The sequence below is a fragment of the Pseudomonas morbosilactucae genome, from assembly GCF_023241665.1.
GTDB classification, from domain to species: domain Bacteria; phylum Pseudomonadota; class Gammaproteobacteria; order Pseudomonadales; family Pseudomonadaceae; genus Aquipseudomonas; species Aquipseudomonas morbosilactucae.
Genome location: NZ_JALQCX010000019.1, coordinates 104,478 through 119,675 on the forward strand (window position 1 = coordinate 104,478; position 15,198 = coordinate 119,675).

A 15,198-nucleotide genomic window follows, 5' to 3' on the forward strand; every position below is an offset into this window, starting at 1 on the left:
ACGAGTCCGGCGCAGGGCCTTGGGGGGCCCCGCACCGGCACACCGTCAACCTTCGGGACGCAGGATCAACACCGCCAACGGCGGCAGGTTGAGCATCAAGGACAGGGCCTGGCCGTGGCTGGGCTGCTCTTCAGTGAAGGCTTCGCCGCCGTTGCCATAGTTGGAACCGGCGTAGAGTTGCGAGTCGCTGTTGAGCAGCTCGCTCCAGCGCCCCGCCACCGGCACGCCGACCCGGTAACCCTGGCGCGGCACCGGGGTGAAATTGGCCACCACCAGCAAGGGCTTGCCGTCCTTGCTCCAACGCAGCCAGGCGTAGACGCTGTTGATCGCGTCGTCGCCAATCAGCCACTGGAAGCCCTGGGGCGCGTCGTCCTGCTCATGCAGCGCCGGCTCTTCGCGGTACAGGCGGTTAAGGTCGCTCACCAGCTTCTGCACGCCCCGGTGCTCGGGGTATTGCAGCAGGTACCAGTCCAGTTGCTGGTCGTGGTTCCACTCGCGCCACTGGCCGAACTCACAGCCCATGAACAGCAGCTTCTTACCCGGGTGGGCCCACATAAAGCTCAGGTAGGAACGCAGGTTGGCGAATTTCTGCCAGCGATCGCCGGGCATCTTGTCGATCAGCGAGTGCTTGCCGTGCACCACTTCGTCGTGGGAGATCGGCAGGATGAAACGCTCGGACCAGGCATACACCAGGCCGAAACTCAGTTCGTTGTGATGGTGAGCGCGGTACACCGGGTCCTGCTGGATGTAGTGCAGGGAGTCGTGCATCCAGCCCATGTTCCATTTGTAGGCAAAGCCCAGGCCGCCCTGCTGGGTGCTCTGGCTGACCCCCGGCCAGGCGGTGGACTCCTCGGCGATCACCAGGGCCCCGGGGGCTTCCAGGGCCACCACGTCGTTGAGGTGGCGCAGGAAGTCGATGGCCTCCAGGTTCTCGCGCCCGCCGTGGCGGTTGGGCACCCACTCTCCGGCCTTGCGCGAATAGTCGCGGTAGAGCATCGAGGCCACCGCATCCACCCGCAGGCCATCGATGTGGAAGTGCTTGAGCCAGTGCAGGGCCGACGCCAGCATGAACCCGTGGACCTCGGTGCGCCCCAGGTTGTAGATCAGGGTGTCCCAATCCTGGTGAAAACCTTCCAGGGGGTTGCCGTATTCATACAGCGCGGTGCCGTCGAACTGGGCCAGGCCGTGGGTATCGGTGGGGAAATGCGCCGGCACCCAGTCGAGGATCACACCGATCCCGGCCTGGTGGCAGGCGTCAACAAAGGCGGCGAAATCCGCCGGCGAACCGTAGCGTGCACTGGGCGCGAACTGTGACAGCGGCTGGTAGCCCCAGGAGCCGCCAAACGGGTGCTCCATGATCGGCATCAGCTCGATGTGGGTGAAGCCCAGGTCTTTGACGTAGGGGATCAGGCGCTCGGCCAGTTCGTGCCAGTTGTAGAAGCGCTCCACCTCGCCCAGGTCGTTTTCCTCGCACTGCCAGGAGCCGGCGTGCAGCTCGTAGATTGACAGCGGCGCGCTGGGCCGATGGGCCTCGCCCCGGTCCTGCATCCAGGCCTGGTCCTGCCAGTCGATGCGCAACGGCTCGGCGACTTTCGACGCGGTGTCCGGCGGCAACTGGGTGGCCAGGGCCATGGGGTCGGCCTTGAGCGGCAGGATGCCGTCGGCGCCGAGAATCTCGTACTTGTAGGCCTCACCGGCCTTGAGGCGTGGAATGAACAACTCCCAGACCCCGGACGGATGACGCAGGCGCATAGGGTGACGACGACCGTCCCAGACGTTGAAATCTCCCACCACCGAGACCCGTCGGGCGTTCGGCGCCCAGACCGCAAAGCGCACACCGTCGATGCCCTCGACGCTGGTCAACTGGGCCCCAAGGCACGCGCTGAGGTCGCGGTGATTGCCTTCGGCAAACAGGTAGAGGTCCATCTCTCCGAGCAACGGGCCAAAACTGTAAGGGTCTTCGCTGATCTGCTCGCCACCGGCCCACTGGATGCGTAACAGGTACGGCCGGGTGTCGTTGAAATGGCCGACAAACAAGCCCGGCACCGAGCTGGCTTCCAGGCTGCCCAGCACCTGCTCATCACCCCGCGCCAACACCTGGGCACTCAGGGCACCCGGCAGGAACGCACGGATAAACTGGCCGCCGGCCAGGTCGCCGTGGGGCCCGAGAATGGCAAACGGATCTTGATGCTCGGCCCGTACCAACGCCTCGATGTCCTGGGCGGCGGGGAGCAATGTCGGTTGGTTTTTTCCCTGTTCCTTGTTCGAGAAACTCATGACTGCGCTCCACCACTCTCAATATCGGAAAAGGGTTTCAGTTCGTTCAACAGCCCCACCAGGCCACGTAATGGCACGGGCAGCCAGGCAGGACGGTTTTCTGCTTCATAGGCCACTTCATAAGCGGCCTTCTCCAGGCTGAACAGCGCCAGGGCGGCATCCTGCGCGCCCGGTTGCTGCCAGCCATGGGCAAGACTAGCCGTCGCCAGCCGATATGCCTGGATAAAGGCTTCACTGGCCTCCTCCAAGTACCGCGTGGCCACCCGCTGCCGGGCCGCCTGAGCCTCGGCCGAGCCATCCACACCTTGCATATTCAGCGCCATCGCTGCGGCGTAGTCGAAGGAACGCAGCACGCCGCTGACGTCCTTGTACGGGCTGTGCTTGCCGCGCCGTTCGTGCAGCGGCCGGGCCGGCTCGCCTTCGAAGTCGATCAAATAGGCATCACCCTTGATCACCAGCACCTGGCCCAGGTGCAGGTCGCCATGCACGCGGATGCGCAAGCCGCCCTGGAGCTGACCGGCCAGGGCGCGGACGTGTTCGAGGATGGCTTTTTTGTGTTGCAGCAAGTGTGCGACCCGACGCTGATCGGACGCCGACAGCTGCCCTTGATGGGCCTTGAGCAATTGCAGGCTGTGCTCCAGTTGCGCGCCAATCTGCTTGCCCCAGGCTTGAGTGTCCTTGGCCGTGCTCGGTTCCGGGCAGAAATCCGTATCGGCGTCGGCGGCTGCCAGAATCTGGTGCATTTCCCCGAGGCGCTGGCCAAGCATGCCGGCAAAGTCCCGCAGCTCGCCCAGGGCGTTGTAGTGCTGTTCCTGCTCGGACATGGCCTCGGCCATTTCGTCGCGCAGCGCGCGTTCCAGGTTGTTCTGGGTCCACTCCCAGGCATCCCCCTGATTGCTCAGGTAACCCTGGGCGATCATCAGCAGGTTGTCCTCGCCCTGGGCATCACGGCGGATCACCGAGCCGAGCAACGGCGAAATGTGGGCGAAGCCGGCGCGGGTCAGGTAGGCGCCCATTTCCAGCTCGGGGTGAACCCCCGAAGCCACTTTGCGAATCAGCTTGAGCACCAGGCTGCCGCCCACCACCACCGAGCTATTGGACTGCTCGGCCGACAGGTAGCGCACCTCGGCGTCGGCACCCAGGCCCAGCTTGGCCAGCTCTGGAGTGGCCTCGAAGCGGATCTCGCCGTCGCTGCTGGCAAGCACCGTCCCGGCCTGGATCGCCTGCAGCACCGTGGTGACAAAACTCTCCAGGGCAAAGGCATCGGTGATCAAGCCCACTTGGCGTCCACGGCGTACTCGGGCCAGGGCCAGTTGCTGGGGCAAGGCGGCACCGATCTGCTCTTCACCCAGCAGGCCGAACGGCAATTGGTAACGGCTGGTCTGGCCGCCGCTGGTGACTTCCAGTTCGCTGAGCAGCACCGGGTGCTGCGGGTCACCGATGCGCACACCGTAGGCAATGCGCACCTGGTCGATGGCCGCGCCCTTGCCGGCGAACCAGCGCCGGTTGGCCAGCCAAGTAGGCAGTGCGCCCTGCTCCAGGCTGGTGCGCGCCGGCTCTTCGAGCAGCTCTTCAAGGCGTTTTTTCAGCACCAGGGTGGTGAAGTCCGGCAGGCTTTGCGCCGGCTCCACGTGCCAGCTGGGCATCTGGTTTTCCGCCGCCAGGACAAACCAGTAGAAGCCGTAGGGCGCCAGGGTCAGGAGGAAATTCAACTGGCCAATGGGCGGAAAGGCGTTCCCACCGAGCATCTCCACCGGCACCATGCCGGCGAACGCCGACAGGTCCAGTTCCGCGGCCTGGGCACTGCGCGACACGTTGGCCACGCAGAGAATGATCTCGTGCTTGCCATCGGGCCCGGTGTATTCCCGGGTGTAGGCCAGAATCCGGCGGTTGCTCGGCGACAGCATCTTCAGCGTGCCGCGCCCGAAGGCCTTGGACTGCTGGCGGGTGGCGAGCATGCGCCGGGTCCAGTTAAGCAGCGAATGGGGGTCGCCGGCCTGGGTCTCGACGTTGACCGAGGGGTAGCCGTAGAGCGGGTCCATGATCGGCGGCAGCACCAGGCTTGCCGGGTCGGCCCGGGAGAAACCGCCGTTGCGGTCGATGGACCACTGCATCGGCGTGCGCACGCCGTCGCGGTCGCCGAGGTAGATGTTGTCGCCCATGCCGATTTCGTCGCCGTAATACAGGGTCGGGGTGCCGGGCATGGACAGCAGCAGGCTGTTGAGCAATTCGATGCGGCGGCGGTCACGCTCCATCAGGGGCGCCAGGCGCCGACGAATCCCCAGGTTGATCCGCGCCCGACGGTCGGCGGCGTAGTAGTTCCACAGGTAGTCGCGCTCCTTGTCGGTGACCATCTCCAGGGTCAGCTCATCGTGGTTGCGCAGGAAGATCGCCCATTGGCAGTTGGCGGGGATTTCCGGGGTCTGGCGCAGGATGTCGGTGATCGGGAAGCGGTCTTCCTGGGCCAGGGCCATGTACATGCGTGGCATCAGCGGGAAGTGAAAGGCCATGTGGCACTCGTCGCCGTTGTCGCCCTTCTTGTCGCCGAAGTACAGCTGGGTGTCTTCCGGCCACTGGTTGCCTCGGCCAGGAGCATGCGGTCCGGGTAGTTGGCGTCGATCTCGGCCCGGATCTGCTTGAGCACATCGTGGGTTTCCGGGAGGTTCTCGTTGTTGGTGCCGTCGCGCTCGATCAGGTAGGGAATGGCGTCCAGGCGCAGGCCATCGATGCCCATGTCCAGCCAGTAACGCATCACCGACAGCACCGCCTTCATCACCTGGGGGTTGTCGAAGTTGAGGTCCGGCTGGTGGGAATAAAAGCGGTGCCAGAAGTACTGGCCAGCGACCGGGTCCCAGGTCCAGTTGGACTTCTCGGTGTCGAGAAAGATGATCCGTGTGCCGTCGTATTTCTGATCGTCATCGGACCACACGTAGAAGTCCCGCGCCGCCGAGCCGGGCTTGGCCTTGCGCGCCCGCTGGAACCAGGGGTGCTGGTCGGAGGTGTGGTTGATCACCAGTTCGGTGATGACCCGCAAGCCGCGTTTGTGGGCCTCGGCAATAAAGCGCTTGGCATCGGCCATGGTCCCGTAGTCGCTGTGCACGCCGCGGTATTCGGCAATGTCGTAACCGTCGTCGCGGCGTGGCGAGGGGTAGAACGGCAACAGCCAGATGGTGTTGACCCCCAGGTCCTTGATGTAGTCGAGCTTGGCGATCAGCCCGGGAAAGTCACCGATGCCGTCGTTGTTGGAGTCGAAATAAGACTTCACATGCACTTGGTAAATCACCGCGTCCTTGTACCAGAGCGGGTCTTGGATAAAGGTGGCTGAGCGGGCTTTCTTGGCCATGTTTGACTCCTGAAAAAAATGAATTCGCGCGAGGCCCAATCCCCATCGCCATCGCCGGCAAGCCGGCGCCTACGAGGTAGTGATGCGCCAGATGCCGAAGGGCTGAGCCGGGTCCAGGCGCATGAATTGAGTCTTGCCGTACCAGGTCCAGCGGTGGCCGCTCATCAGGTCTTCGCCCTGGGTCTGGGCATCGTCCGGCAGGCCCAACTCCCACAGCGGCAACTCGAAATGCGCCTCCTGGGCGTTGAACGGGTCGAGGTTGACCGCCACCAGCACAAAGTTGTCTCCGTCGGCGCTGCGCTTGCCGAAGTACAGGATCTGGTCGTTCCAGGCGTTGTACAGCTTGAGCCCCAGGTGGCTGTGCAGCGCCGGGTTCTGCCGGCGGATGCGGTTGAGCTGGGCGATTTCGGCAATGATGTTGCCCGGCGCGCCAAAGTCCCGTGGGCGGATTTCGTACTTCTCCGAATCCAGGTACTCCTCCTTGCCTGGCACCGGCGCCGCCTCGCACAGTTCGAAGCCCGAATACATGCCCCACAGCCCGGAGCCCATGGTCGCCAGCACCGCCCGGATCAGAAACCCCGGGCGCCCCGACTCATGCAGGAAGGCCGGGTTGATGTCCGGGGTGTTGACGAAGAAATTCGGCCGGTAACAGTCGCGCCACGGCGCCTGGTTCAGCTCGCTGAAGTAGGTCGCCAGCTCGCTCTTGGTGTTGCGCCAGGTGAAGTAGGTGTAGCTCTGGGAGTAACCGACCTTGCCCAGGCGCGCCATCATTGCCGGGGTGGTGAAAGCCTCCGCCAGGAAAATCACCTCCGGGTGACGCTCGCGCACATCGCCGATCAGCCATTGCCAGAACGGCAGCGGCTTGGTGTGGGGGTTGTCGACGCGGAAGGTCTTGACCCCCTCCTCGACCCAACCCAGCACCACATCCCGCAGTTCCAGCCAGAGGCTGGGGATGGCGTCGGCGGCATAGAAATCGACGTTGACGATGTCCTGGTATTTCTTCGGCGGGTTCTCGGCGTATTTGATGGTGCCGTCCGGGCGCCAGTTGAACCAGCCCGGGTGCTGCTTGAGCCAGGGGTGATCCTGGGAGCACTGGATGGCGAAATCCAGGGCGATTTCCAGGCCATGATCGGCCGCGGCCGCCACCAGGCGCCGGAAGTCGTCGCGGCTGCCGAGCTGCGGGTGGATGGCCTCGTGGCCGCCGTCTTCACTGCCGATGGCGTAGGGGCTGCCCGGGTCATCGGGGCCGGCGGTCAGGGCATTGTTGCGGCCCTTGCGATGGCTGCGGCCGATGGGGTGGATCGGCGGGAAATACAGCACGTCAAAGCCCATGTCATGGATCATGCCCAGGCGAGAATGCACGTCGTTAAAGGTGCCGTGACGGGCCGGATCATCGGTGATCGAGCGCGGAAACAGCTCGTACCAGCTGGCAAAGCCGGCGCGTTCGCGTTCCACGTCCAAGGGGTATTCAGGGCTCAGGCTGAGGTAGGGCCGGTGGTCGGCCAGGGCCATCAACCGGGCACTCTCGTCACTGAGAAACAGCGCCACCTGCTCCGCCTCCAGCAAGCCCGAGAGTCGCTGATGCAGGTCCAGCAACTGCTGCTTGAGTTCGCCGTCGCTGCGCTCGGCAGCCTGCTGCACCTGGGTCCGGCCTTCCTGCAGTTCCAGGCTGACAGGCACTGCGGCCCGGTGTTTTTTCCCCAGTTCGTAGCAGAAACTGGCGAACTGATCGATCCAGGCCTCGATGCAATACAGGTAGCGCCCCGGGGTGGTCACCGTGAAGTGCCCTTCCCAGCCGTTGTTGCCTACGTCCTGCATGACCTCGCTGTGCCAGTCCAGGTCGGCACCGCCACGCCAGCGGATGCGCACCGCCAACACGTCATGGCCGTCGGCGAACACCTTGCTGGCGACCTCGACGGTCTGGCCTTCCAGGGCCTTGACCGCAAACTGGCCGCCGTCGAGCACCGGGCGGGTGTTCTCGATGGCGATGCGCGGTAGCAGCAACGCTTGGGACAGTGGCAAGTGCGGGTTGTAGTGCAGGTCAGTCGGTTTATCAGCAGTCATCGAGCATCACCCCTTTACGCCCCGTGGACGCTCTTGTTCCAAGACACTCATGTTCCGAGACACTCATGTTCCGAGCCCATGCCGTCCGAGAAAGTTCAGACAAATTGGCCGTCGAGCAACCCATGGGAATCAAATCGGCCTGACGCAGGTCCACCTCAAGAGCCTGGGCAAAGCCCAAGCACAAAGGAGGCCACCTAGCATGAGTATTCCGATTCCAGCAGAGACACCCGATCCCAATATCGATCAACCGACCCTGCCCCCCAGCGAACCGCAGCCGGTCCCGGAACAGGACCCTCCCGGCAGCACCCCGCCGCCCAAGGGCGACCCGCCCAGCACCCAGCCCCCGGTGGTGGTCAGCAGCCTGCGCTGAACCCCGCCGAGACACCCAAGCCCTGAAGCATAGACAAGGCCCTTCCCATGGAAGGGCCTGTGTGTTGATGGGTGGTGCGGTGCATGGGCTCAGTCTTTTTCCAGCAGGCGCACGATGCGCGGCATCAGGCTGAACACGCCCAGCGCCAGCAAGGTACTGAGCACGGCCGTGGCCTCGCGCCCCATGCCGGCCGCCACGCCGATGGCGGCGGTCATCCACAGCCCGGCAGCGGTGGTCAGGCCTTTGACGTGTTGCTCGGTCTCTTCTTCTCGGCCTTTGAGAATGGTCCCAGCGCCCAAGAAACCGATGCCGGCGATCACCCCTTGCAGCACCCGGCTCATGGCATCGGCCTGAGCCCCGGACATTTGCGGCACCAGCACAAACAGGGCCGCCCCCATGGCCACCAGCATATGGGTGCGCACTCCGGCGGCCTTGCCCTTGTGCTCGCGCTCAAACCCCAGGATGCCCCCCAGCATCGCGGCAATCAGCAAGCGCACGGTGATCTGCGTGACCTGCTTGGCGTCGCCGATGTCGGCAAACTCCGTTTGTAGCGTGACCCAGACTTCATGCCACCAGGCGTTCATGCTCGGCTCCTGTGCCAACCCGCGGGTGGGTTCCTGTTGAGGGGGCAGGCGTCGGCCAACGGACGCTGCCAAAGGGTGGACAGCGCGCCAGGCACAAAGGTGCAGCCCATCGCCATGACCATTAATCGGTTGCCGCGAACCCTGGCCGCCAGCAGCGCCCTAACCTGTATCGCCCCGCCAAAAAAAGGAGCTCGCCATGAGCCTGCGCATCGAACAACAACTGTGCTATTTCGAGACCGACGAGCTGAGCGAACGCCTGCCCGCCAGCGCTCTGACCGTGATCACCGACAGCGAAAAAGCCATGTCGGCGGTGGAACTGCGAGGCCAGCGCATCTACATCACCGAGGCCGAAGCCGACGCCCTGACCGTGGCCGGTGCCACAGACGGGCGTAAGCACCTCAAGGCCAGCGACAGTGATTCGGTGATTTGACTGATGCATATCAAGGCCGCGGCACGAGGCCTGTGCCAGAGGGCTGCAGAGGCCGGCCCCGGGGCCCGGGGCGGCTGAGGCAAGTTGTCGCACGGGTTGATCCAGGGCCTATCTGATCCGCTTTTTAATCCAATACCTGAGTCTGTTATGCAAACAGATCGACGCTCATAGTGCCCCGGCCTGATGGAGGCTGATGAGCGAACGACCATGAGCGAACATATCCCCGTCCGATTAGTAGAAAACTTCGAGCCTTCACCGCCCCGGATGAAGGCCAAATCCAGCGACAACCTGATCCACACCCGCAGCTTCAGCGGCCTGTTCCGCACCTTGCGCATGAGCGGTGCGGGGTTTCTGTTCCTGCTGTTCTTCGGCACCGTGTGGTTGAACTGGGGCGGCCGCCAGGCCGTGCTCTGGGACCTGGCGGAAAGCAAATTCCACATCTTCGGCGCGACCTTCTGGCCCCAGGATTTCATCCTGCTCTCGGCGCTGTTGATCATCTGCGCCTTCGGCCTGTTCGCCATCACCGTGTTCGCCGGCCGGGTCTGGTGCGGCTACACCTGCCCCCAGAGCTCCTGGACCTGGCTGTTTATGTGGTGCGAAAAACTCACCGAGGGCGAGCGCAACCAGCGGATCAAGCTGCAAGCCGCGCCCTGGGGCCTGAACAAACTGCTGCGGCGCTCGGCCAAACACAGCCTGTGGCTGGCCATCAGCCTGCTTACCGGCCTGACCTTCGTCGGCTATTTCACCCCGATCCGGCCGCTGGCCGAAGAACTGCTGACCCTGCAGATCGGCGGCGTCAGCCTGTTCTGGGTGCTGTTTTTCACCGGCGCCACCTACCTCAACGCCGGCTGGCTGCGCGAAGCCGTGTGCATGCACATGTGCCCCTATGCACGCTTCCAGAGCGTGATGTTCGACAAAGACACCCTGACCATTTCGTACGACGCCGCCCGGGGCGAAAGTCGCGGCGCCCGTAAACGGGAGGTGAAGCCTGCCGATGTTGGCCTCGGTGACTGCATCGACTGCCAGTTGTGCGTCCAGGTCTGCCCTACCGGCATCGATATCCGCGATGGCCTGCAAATGGAATGCATCGGCTGCGCGGCGTGCATCGACGCCTGCGACTCGATCATGGACAAGATGGGCTACGCCCGCGGCCTGGTGAGCTACACCTCGGAGCACCAGTTGCAAGGGGGCAAGACCCACCTGCTGCGCCCGCGCCTGCTGGGCTACAGCGCCGTGCTGCTGGTGATGATCGGCGCCCTGGTGGTGGCCCTGGTCGAACGGCCGATGGTGTCCCTGGACGTGAGCAAGGACCGTGGCCTGTTCCGCGAAAACAGCCAGGGGCAGATCGAGAACATCTACAGCCTGAAGATCATCAACAAGACCCAGGAGCGCCAGGATTACCAACTGAGCCTGGTGGACGGCGACGGCTTCCAGCTCCAGGGCAAGACCGAGCTGAGCCTGGCCCCCGGCGAGATCGTCGACCTGCCGGTGTCGGTGGCGATGCTTGACGAGCGCCCGGCGCAAAGCTCGCAAACCATCGCCTTCAAGGTCAGCGACCGTGACGACCCCGCCGTGCGCAGCGTGGCCGAAAGCCGCTTTGTTGCGCCCATGAACCGCTGATTGCCTTATATTGACGGCCGCGTGGCGGCCGTCTGCGCCCTCCACTGTCTAGCCCAGCGCCACCCCCCAGACGCGAGCCGTTCAATGAAACGCTACGAAAAATTCGCCGACGACATCGCCGAACTGATCCGGTCCGGAGTCCTCGGCCCCGGCCAGCGCGTGCCTTCGGTGCGCTACGCCAGCCAGACCTACGGGGTCAGCCCGTCCACGGTGTTCCAGGCCTATTACCTGCTGGAACGCCGCGGCCTGATCCGTGCCCGGCCGCGCTCCGGCTATTTCGTCAACACCCACGCGCCCAGCCCGTTCTCCGAGCCGGTGATCAGCAGCCAGGTCAACGAGTCCACCGAAGTCGACGTCAGCGAACTGGTGTTCTCGGTGCTGGATTCGATCAAGGACCCAAGCACCGTGCCCTTCGGCTCGGCCTTCCCAAGTCCGACCCTGTTCCCCCTGCAACGTCTGTCCCGCTCCCTGGCCAGCGCCGCGCGGGAAATGGACCCGCGCATGGTGGTCACCGACATGTCCCCGGGCAACCCGCAACTGCGCCGGCAGATCGCTCTGCGCTACATGGTGGCCGGGCTGATGCTGCCCATGGAGGAATTGCTGATCACCAATGGCGCCCTGGAAGCGCTGAACCTGTGCCTGCAAGCCGTGACCGAGCCCGGCGACCTGGTGGCCATCGAAGCCCCGGCCTTCTATGCCAGCCTGCAAGTGCTGGAGCGACTCAAGCTCAAGGCTGTGGAAATCCCCGTGCACCCTCGGGACGGCATCGACCTGGGGGTGTTGGCCCAAACCCTGGAACGCCACCCGATCAAGGCCTGCTGGTGCATGACCAGCTTCCAGAACCCCATGGGCGCGAGCATGCCTGAGGCCAAGAAACAGGAACTGGTGGAACTGCTGCGCCAACACCAGGTGCCGCTGATCGAAGACGACGTTTACGCCGAACTGTATTACGGCCAGCAAGCGCCGAAACCGGCCAAGGCCTTCGACACCGAAGGTCTGGTGATGCACTGCGGCTCCTTCGCCAAAAGCCTGGCCCCTGGCTACCGCATCGGCTGGGTCGCCGCCGGACGCTACGCGCAGAAAATCGAGCGCCTGAAACTGATGACCTCCCTCTGCGCCTCAATGCCCGCCCAGGCAGCCATTGCCGACTACCTGCAACACGGCGGCTACGACCGCCACCTGCGCAAACTGCGCTATGCCCTGGAAGAACAGCAAAGCGCCATGCTCGCCGCCATTGCCCGCTATTTCCCACCCCAGACCCGAGTCAGCCAACCCGCTGGCGGCTACTTCCTGTGGCTGGAGCTGCCCGCACAGATGGACTCCCTGAAACTCTTCCAAATGGCCCTGGCCCAAGGCATCAGCATCGCCCCCGGACCAATCTTTTCCCCGACCCAACGCTTCCGCAACTGCATCCGCCTGAACTACGGCACCCCCTGGAACGAAACCGCCGAAAAAGCCATGGAAACCCTCGGACGAATCATCCGCTCCTTCTGAGCGACATCTGCCGAAAAGTGTTGATGGTAGGAGCTGGCTTGCCAGCGATGGCGGTTTTAAGAGCGCGGCAAGCTTCAAGGCCCCATCGCCGGCAAGCCGGCTCCTACAGAAACGCAAAAATCCGCGGGTAACCCCGGCAGGGATGCCGGGCTGCAAAGTCACCCGCGGTAAGAGCGGAACCGTGATCAGCCAGTACCGCAGCAACGGATATGCCCCCAGCCCCCTTGCCCCCCACTCCCACTTCATGCAGCATGCCCCGCTCAATTTTCCAGGGAAGGAGCCCTCCATGGTCGAAGACCTGTATTACGACGACTATCCCGAGGCCAAAGACGACTTCATCAAGGCCATCCACCGCGGCCGCTCCCCCTCCTGACCCAGGAACTCAACGCCTACGACTGCATCCAGGCCATTTTCGAACTGGACGCCATCAACAACCCCCAAGACGAAGAAGACGCCTTCTTCGACCTGGCCCTAGCCCTGATCGGCTGGATCCCTGGCCCCGGCCAAGACCTCAAACTGATCCTGCGCGCCATCAACCGTGCGCCCCAGCGCCACGACGAAAAACTCTTCGACCTGATCCGCCACAGCCTCATGGCCTGCCGCCTGAAAACCAGCCCTGAACAACTGCTGGAAAAGTGCCTGGACGCCCAGCGCCTGGCCGAGGAGCTGCCCGAAATCGTCAACGGCGTACGCGCCTCCTCCACCTTCAATGGCCTCACGCCCCAGCAACAGCGCCTGGTGATGCACAACCTCGACGAAGCCCGGGAACACAGCGAATTTCTTATGGAACCGTGCGCGACCGCATCGCCCCCTGGATCGCCGTGCAGCGCAACAACTCAGCGGCGGCCCACAGCCGCGGCCCGGCCCTGCTGCCCAAGCCGCAATCGAGCCTCGACCCGCTCGCCAGCGCCCCAGCGCCCGAGGCCCGCGACGCCGCCCGCATCACCCGGGACATTGACCAAGGCCTGGAACACCTCACCGGCGACGGCCACTGGCTGGAGCTGAACCTGCATTACCCCAATCTGGAACCGGTGTCCGGCGCTGCCTACCGGGTGATCTTCAGCGACGGTTCGCAAGCCGAAGGCCGTCTCGACGAAGAAGGCTATGCCCGCCTGGAAGGCATCCCGCCGGGCCCGGCCAAGGTGTATTACGGCGAAGACCCGCGGCCCTACCAGCGCCTGCCGATCCGCGCGCTGGCGGTCGACCCGCAGCAACTGGAAGAAGAGTTGGAGGCGTTGGAGCTGGAGCCGGCCGACGTCGACCTGGCAACCCTGCTGCTGGAAACCTCCCAGCGCAAAGCGCCCTTCACCCTGATCCCCGTTTACTGAGCCTGGGCACCGACATGAACCGCAGACAAGTGTTTCTCAGCCACAGCCAATACCACCGCCACCTCGAAAGCCTGGCCGGCGAAGAGGCCCACTGGCAAACCCACTCCATGATGGCCGACTGCCCTTTGCAGGAAGCGTCCCTCAAGGCTTGGCAGGTCCAGCAGGCACGCCTGCACCACCTGATCCTGAGCTACACCGGCGGTGCGCCCATGGAGGAACTGGCCCAGGCCCTGGACGGGGTGATCGAGAGCTACGAGGACTACCAGCGCACGTTGGCGCGCTATGAGGAAATGCCCGACATCGCGCCGATCAACCTCGAGGATTACCCCCACGACTACGAGGAATACGTGCAGGTCATCAGCCTGTGCATCCTGCTGCAACGCAGCGACCTGCTGCCGCGCCTGGCGCGGTTGCAGGACCGCGCCGGCTACCACGGCGAAGACACCCTGGTCGAAGACCTGCTCAAGGCCTACCTGCCGGATCGCCTGGACATTGATGAGTGGTACCACGACGTCTACACGCCGCTGGTCAAGGCCATCTACAGCGAAGACCCGAACGACGCCCGGGAGCTGCTGGTGGAGTATTGCAACCAGTGGTACCTGGCCTTCGAACACGCCTCATGGCACGACAGCCACCTGGATGACGACGACGGTTGCTACTTCGGCTACTGGGCCTTCGAGGCCGCGGCGGTCGCCTACCTGTACGGCCTGGACGACAGCGCCGTGCGCCACATGATCTTCCCCCGGGAAATGCTCGAATACGCCCGGCGCTTCACCCCGCCGCTGATCCCTGCGTCCATCGACCAGCACTGACATCCCCTTTCAGCTGCCATTTAACAGGTTGTAAACACCCATGAAATCCCTGATCAAACCCCTTCTGGTCGCCGTATTGGCTGCCGCCTTGAGCATGCTGCTGGTGCGTTTGCTGCCACCGGTGTTGTCCGTCGTCATGCAGTGGCTGCCGCCGAGTTGGAGCGGCAGTTGGCTGTTCTGGGCCAATGGCGTCATCGCCGGTGTACTCGTCGGTCTGTTGGCGGCACGCCTGTTGACGGAGCGAAAATATTACGTGCTGCCATTGCTGGCCCTGGTGTTCAGCCTGATGGTGCTGGGCGGCTGGGCACAGAACCGCTGTAACGCTGACCAACTGGCGGCCATCGACACACTCTCACGCCAGATGGACAGCCACTCGAACATCGGCAATCCGTACGCGGTAGTGCCGCCACCGGTCAAGGTGGACCTGAGCAATGCGCCGGGCGTCACCCAGGATGAGCAAGGCTACGGTTACAACTACACCTGCATAAGCCCGGATCGGGCTGCGGACTATGTGCTGAGTCTGGCATCGGACATTGCCGTTTGTTTGCTGGGGGTGTTGCTGGGCCTGCTGCTGACCCCGCGTCGGCGCACAGCAAGATAGGGCTGTAGGAGCAACAGCGCCGCAAGCTGCAAGCCTCAAGGGCCCAATCGCCGGCAAGCCGGCTCCCTACAAAGGGGCGCGGTGAACCTGGCAGGTTGTAGGAGCTGGCTTGCCAGCGATTGCGGTCGCAAGATCGGCGCCGGGCTCAGGGCCTCATCGCCGGCGAGCCGGCTCCTACAAGGTGGCGAGTGCGGGTGGGTTAGCGGCCACCGGCCGAGGTCGATAAAGCTGCCGGTGGAATAGGAGGCTTTGTCGGAGAGCAGCCAGATGAATCG

General features: G+C 64.1%; 12 protein-coding genes and 1 pseudogene. 8 read left to right on the forward strand and 5 right to left on the reverse strand.

Translation table 11 applies throughout. The features are described 5' to 3' along the window. Nucleotides 1-45: 45 nt before the first annotated feature. The 3 genes and pseudogenes from glgB to M1B35_RS12425 form a co-directional block, all read right to left on the reverse strand. A complete protein-coding gene (glgB, locus tag M1B35_RS12415; RefSeq protein WP_268262039.1) occupies nt 46-2,277 on the reverse strand; it encodes a 1,4-alpha-glucan branching protein GlgB in 2,232 nt (743 codons plus the stop codon). Continuing rightward, a pseudogene (gene treS, locus M1B35_RS12420) lies at nt 2,274-5,620 on the reverse strand (maltose alpha-D-glucosyltransferase). Before treS ends, glgB begins: the two are co-directional and overlap by 4 nt. Nucleotides 5,621-5,689: 69 nt before the next feature. Continuing rightward, nucleotides 5,690-7,684: an alpha-1,4-glucan--maltose-1-phosphate maltosyltransferase gene (locus M1B35_RS12425; RefSeq protein ID WP_268262040.1), complete on the reverse strand. Its 1,995-nt coding sequence runs from the start codon at nt 7,682-7,684 to the stop codon at nt 5,690-5,692. Between the two features lie 199 nt (nt 7,685-7,883). On the opposite strand from M1B35_RS12425, the gene M1B35_RS12430 reads away from it, so the two are divergent. Beyond that, complete coding sequence (locus M1B35_RS12430; RefSeq protein WP_185039229.1) at nt 7,884-8,054, forward strand: hypothetical protein; 171 nt, start codon at nt 7,884-7,886, stop codon at nt 8,052-8,054. 89 nt (nt 8,055-8,143) lie between these two features. Here the strand turns inward: M1B35_RS12430 and M1B35_RS12435 are convergent, their stop codons facing one another. Further along, on the reverse strand, nt 8,144-8,638 hold the full coding sequence (locus M1B35_RS12435) for an MgtC/SapB family protein (protein ID WP_123332589.1): 495 nt from the start codon (nt 8,636-8,638) through the stop codon (nt 8,144-8,146). A gap of 196 nt (nt 8,639-8,834) precedes the next feature. Here M1B35_RS12435 and M1B35_RS12440 point away from each other — a divergent pair, with 196 nt between their 5' ends. From M1B35_RS12440 to M1B35_RS12455, 4 genes are all read left to right on the forward strand, one after another. After that, entirely contained in the window at nt 8,835-9,068 is a 234-nt protein-coding gene (locus M1B35_RS12440; RefSeq protein ID WP_123332587.1) for a DUF3203 family protein, read from the forward strand. Between the two features lie 207 nt (nt 9,069-9,275). After that, nucleotides 9,276-10,688, forward strand: coding sequence for a cytochrome c oxidase accessory protein CcoG (gene ccoG, locus M1B35_RS12445; RefSeq protein WP_268262041.1), 1,413 nt, complete (start codon nt 9,276-9,278; stop codon nt 10,686-10,688). A gap of 84 nt (nt 10,689-10,772) precedes the next feature. Beyond that, on the forward strand, nt 10,773-12,182 hold the full coding sequence (gene mapR, locus M1B35_RS12450) for a GntR family transcriptional regulator MpaR (protein ID WP_123332583.1): 1,410 nt from the start codon (nt 10,773-10,775) through the stop codon (nt 12,180-12,182). Between the two features lie 181 nt (nt 12,183-12,363). Next, nucleotides 12,364-12,555 (forward strand): hypothetical protein, encoded by a 192-nt coding sequence (locus M1B35_RS12455; RefSeq protein WP_268262042.1) that lies wholly within the window; start codon nt 12,364-12,366, stop codon nt 12,553-12,555. Between the two features lie 98 nt (nt 12,556-12,653). On the opposite strand, the gene M1B35_RS12460 is transcribed toward M1B35_RS12455, so the two are convergent. Continuing rightward, on the reverse strand, nt 12,654-12,953 hold the full coding sequence (locus tag M1B35_RS12460; protein ID WP_268262043.1) for a hypothetical protein: 300 nt from the start codon (nt 12,951-12,953) through the stop codon (nt 12,654-12,656). 20 nt (nt 12,954-12,973) lie between these two features. Here M1B35_RS12460 and M1B35_RS12465 point away from each other — a divergent pair, with 20 nt between their 5' ends. Genes M1B35_RS12465 through M1B35_RS12475 form a run of 3 tightly spaced genes read left to right on the forward strand, consistent with a single transcriptional unit; the run spans nt 12,974 to nt 14,923 of the window. Next, nucleotides 12,974-13,510, forward strand: a complete 537-nt coding sequence (locus M1B35_RS12465) for a hypothetical protein (RefSeq protein WP_268262044.1) — start codon at nt 12,974-12,976, stop codon at nt 13,508-13,510. A gap of 14 nt (nt 13,511-13,524) precedes the next feature. Next, nucleotides 13,525-14,322 (forward strand): PoNe immunity protein domain-containing protein, encoded by a 798-nt coding sequence (locus M1B35_RS12470; protein WP_268262045.1) that lies wholly within the window; start codon nt 13,525-13,527, stop codon nt 14,320-14,322. Between the two features lie 40 nt (nt 14,323-14,362). Then, nucleotides 14,363-14,923, forward strand: coding sequence for a hypothetical protein (locus M1B35_RS12475; protein ID WP_268262046.1), 561 nt, complete (start codon nt 14,363-14,365; stop codon nt 14,921-14,923). The last annotated feature ends 275 nt before the right edge of the window (nt 14,924-15,198 follow it).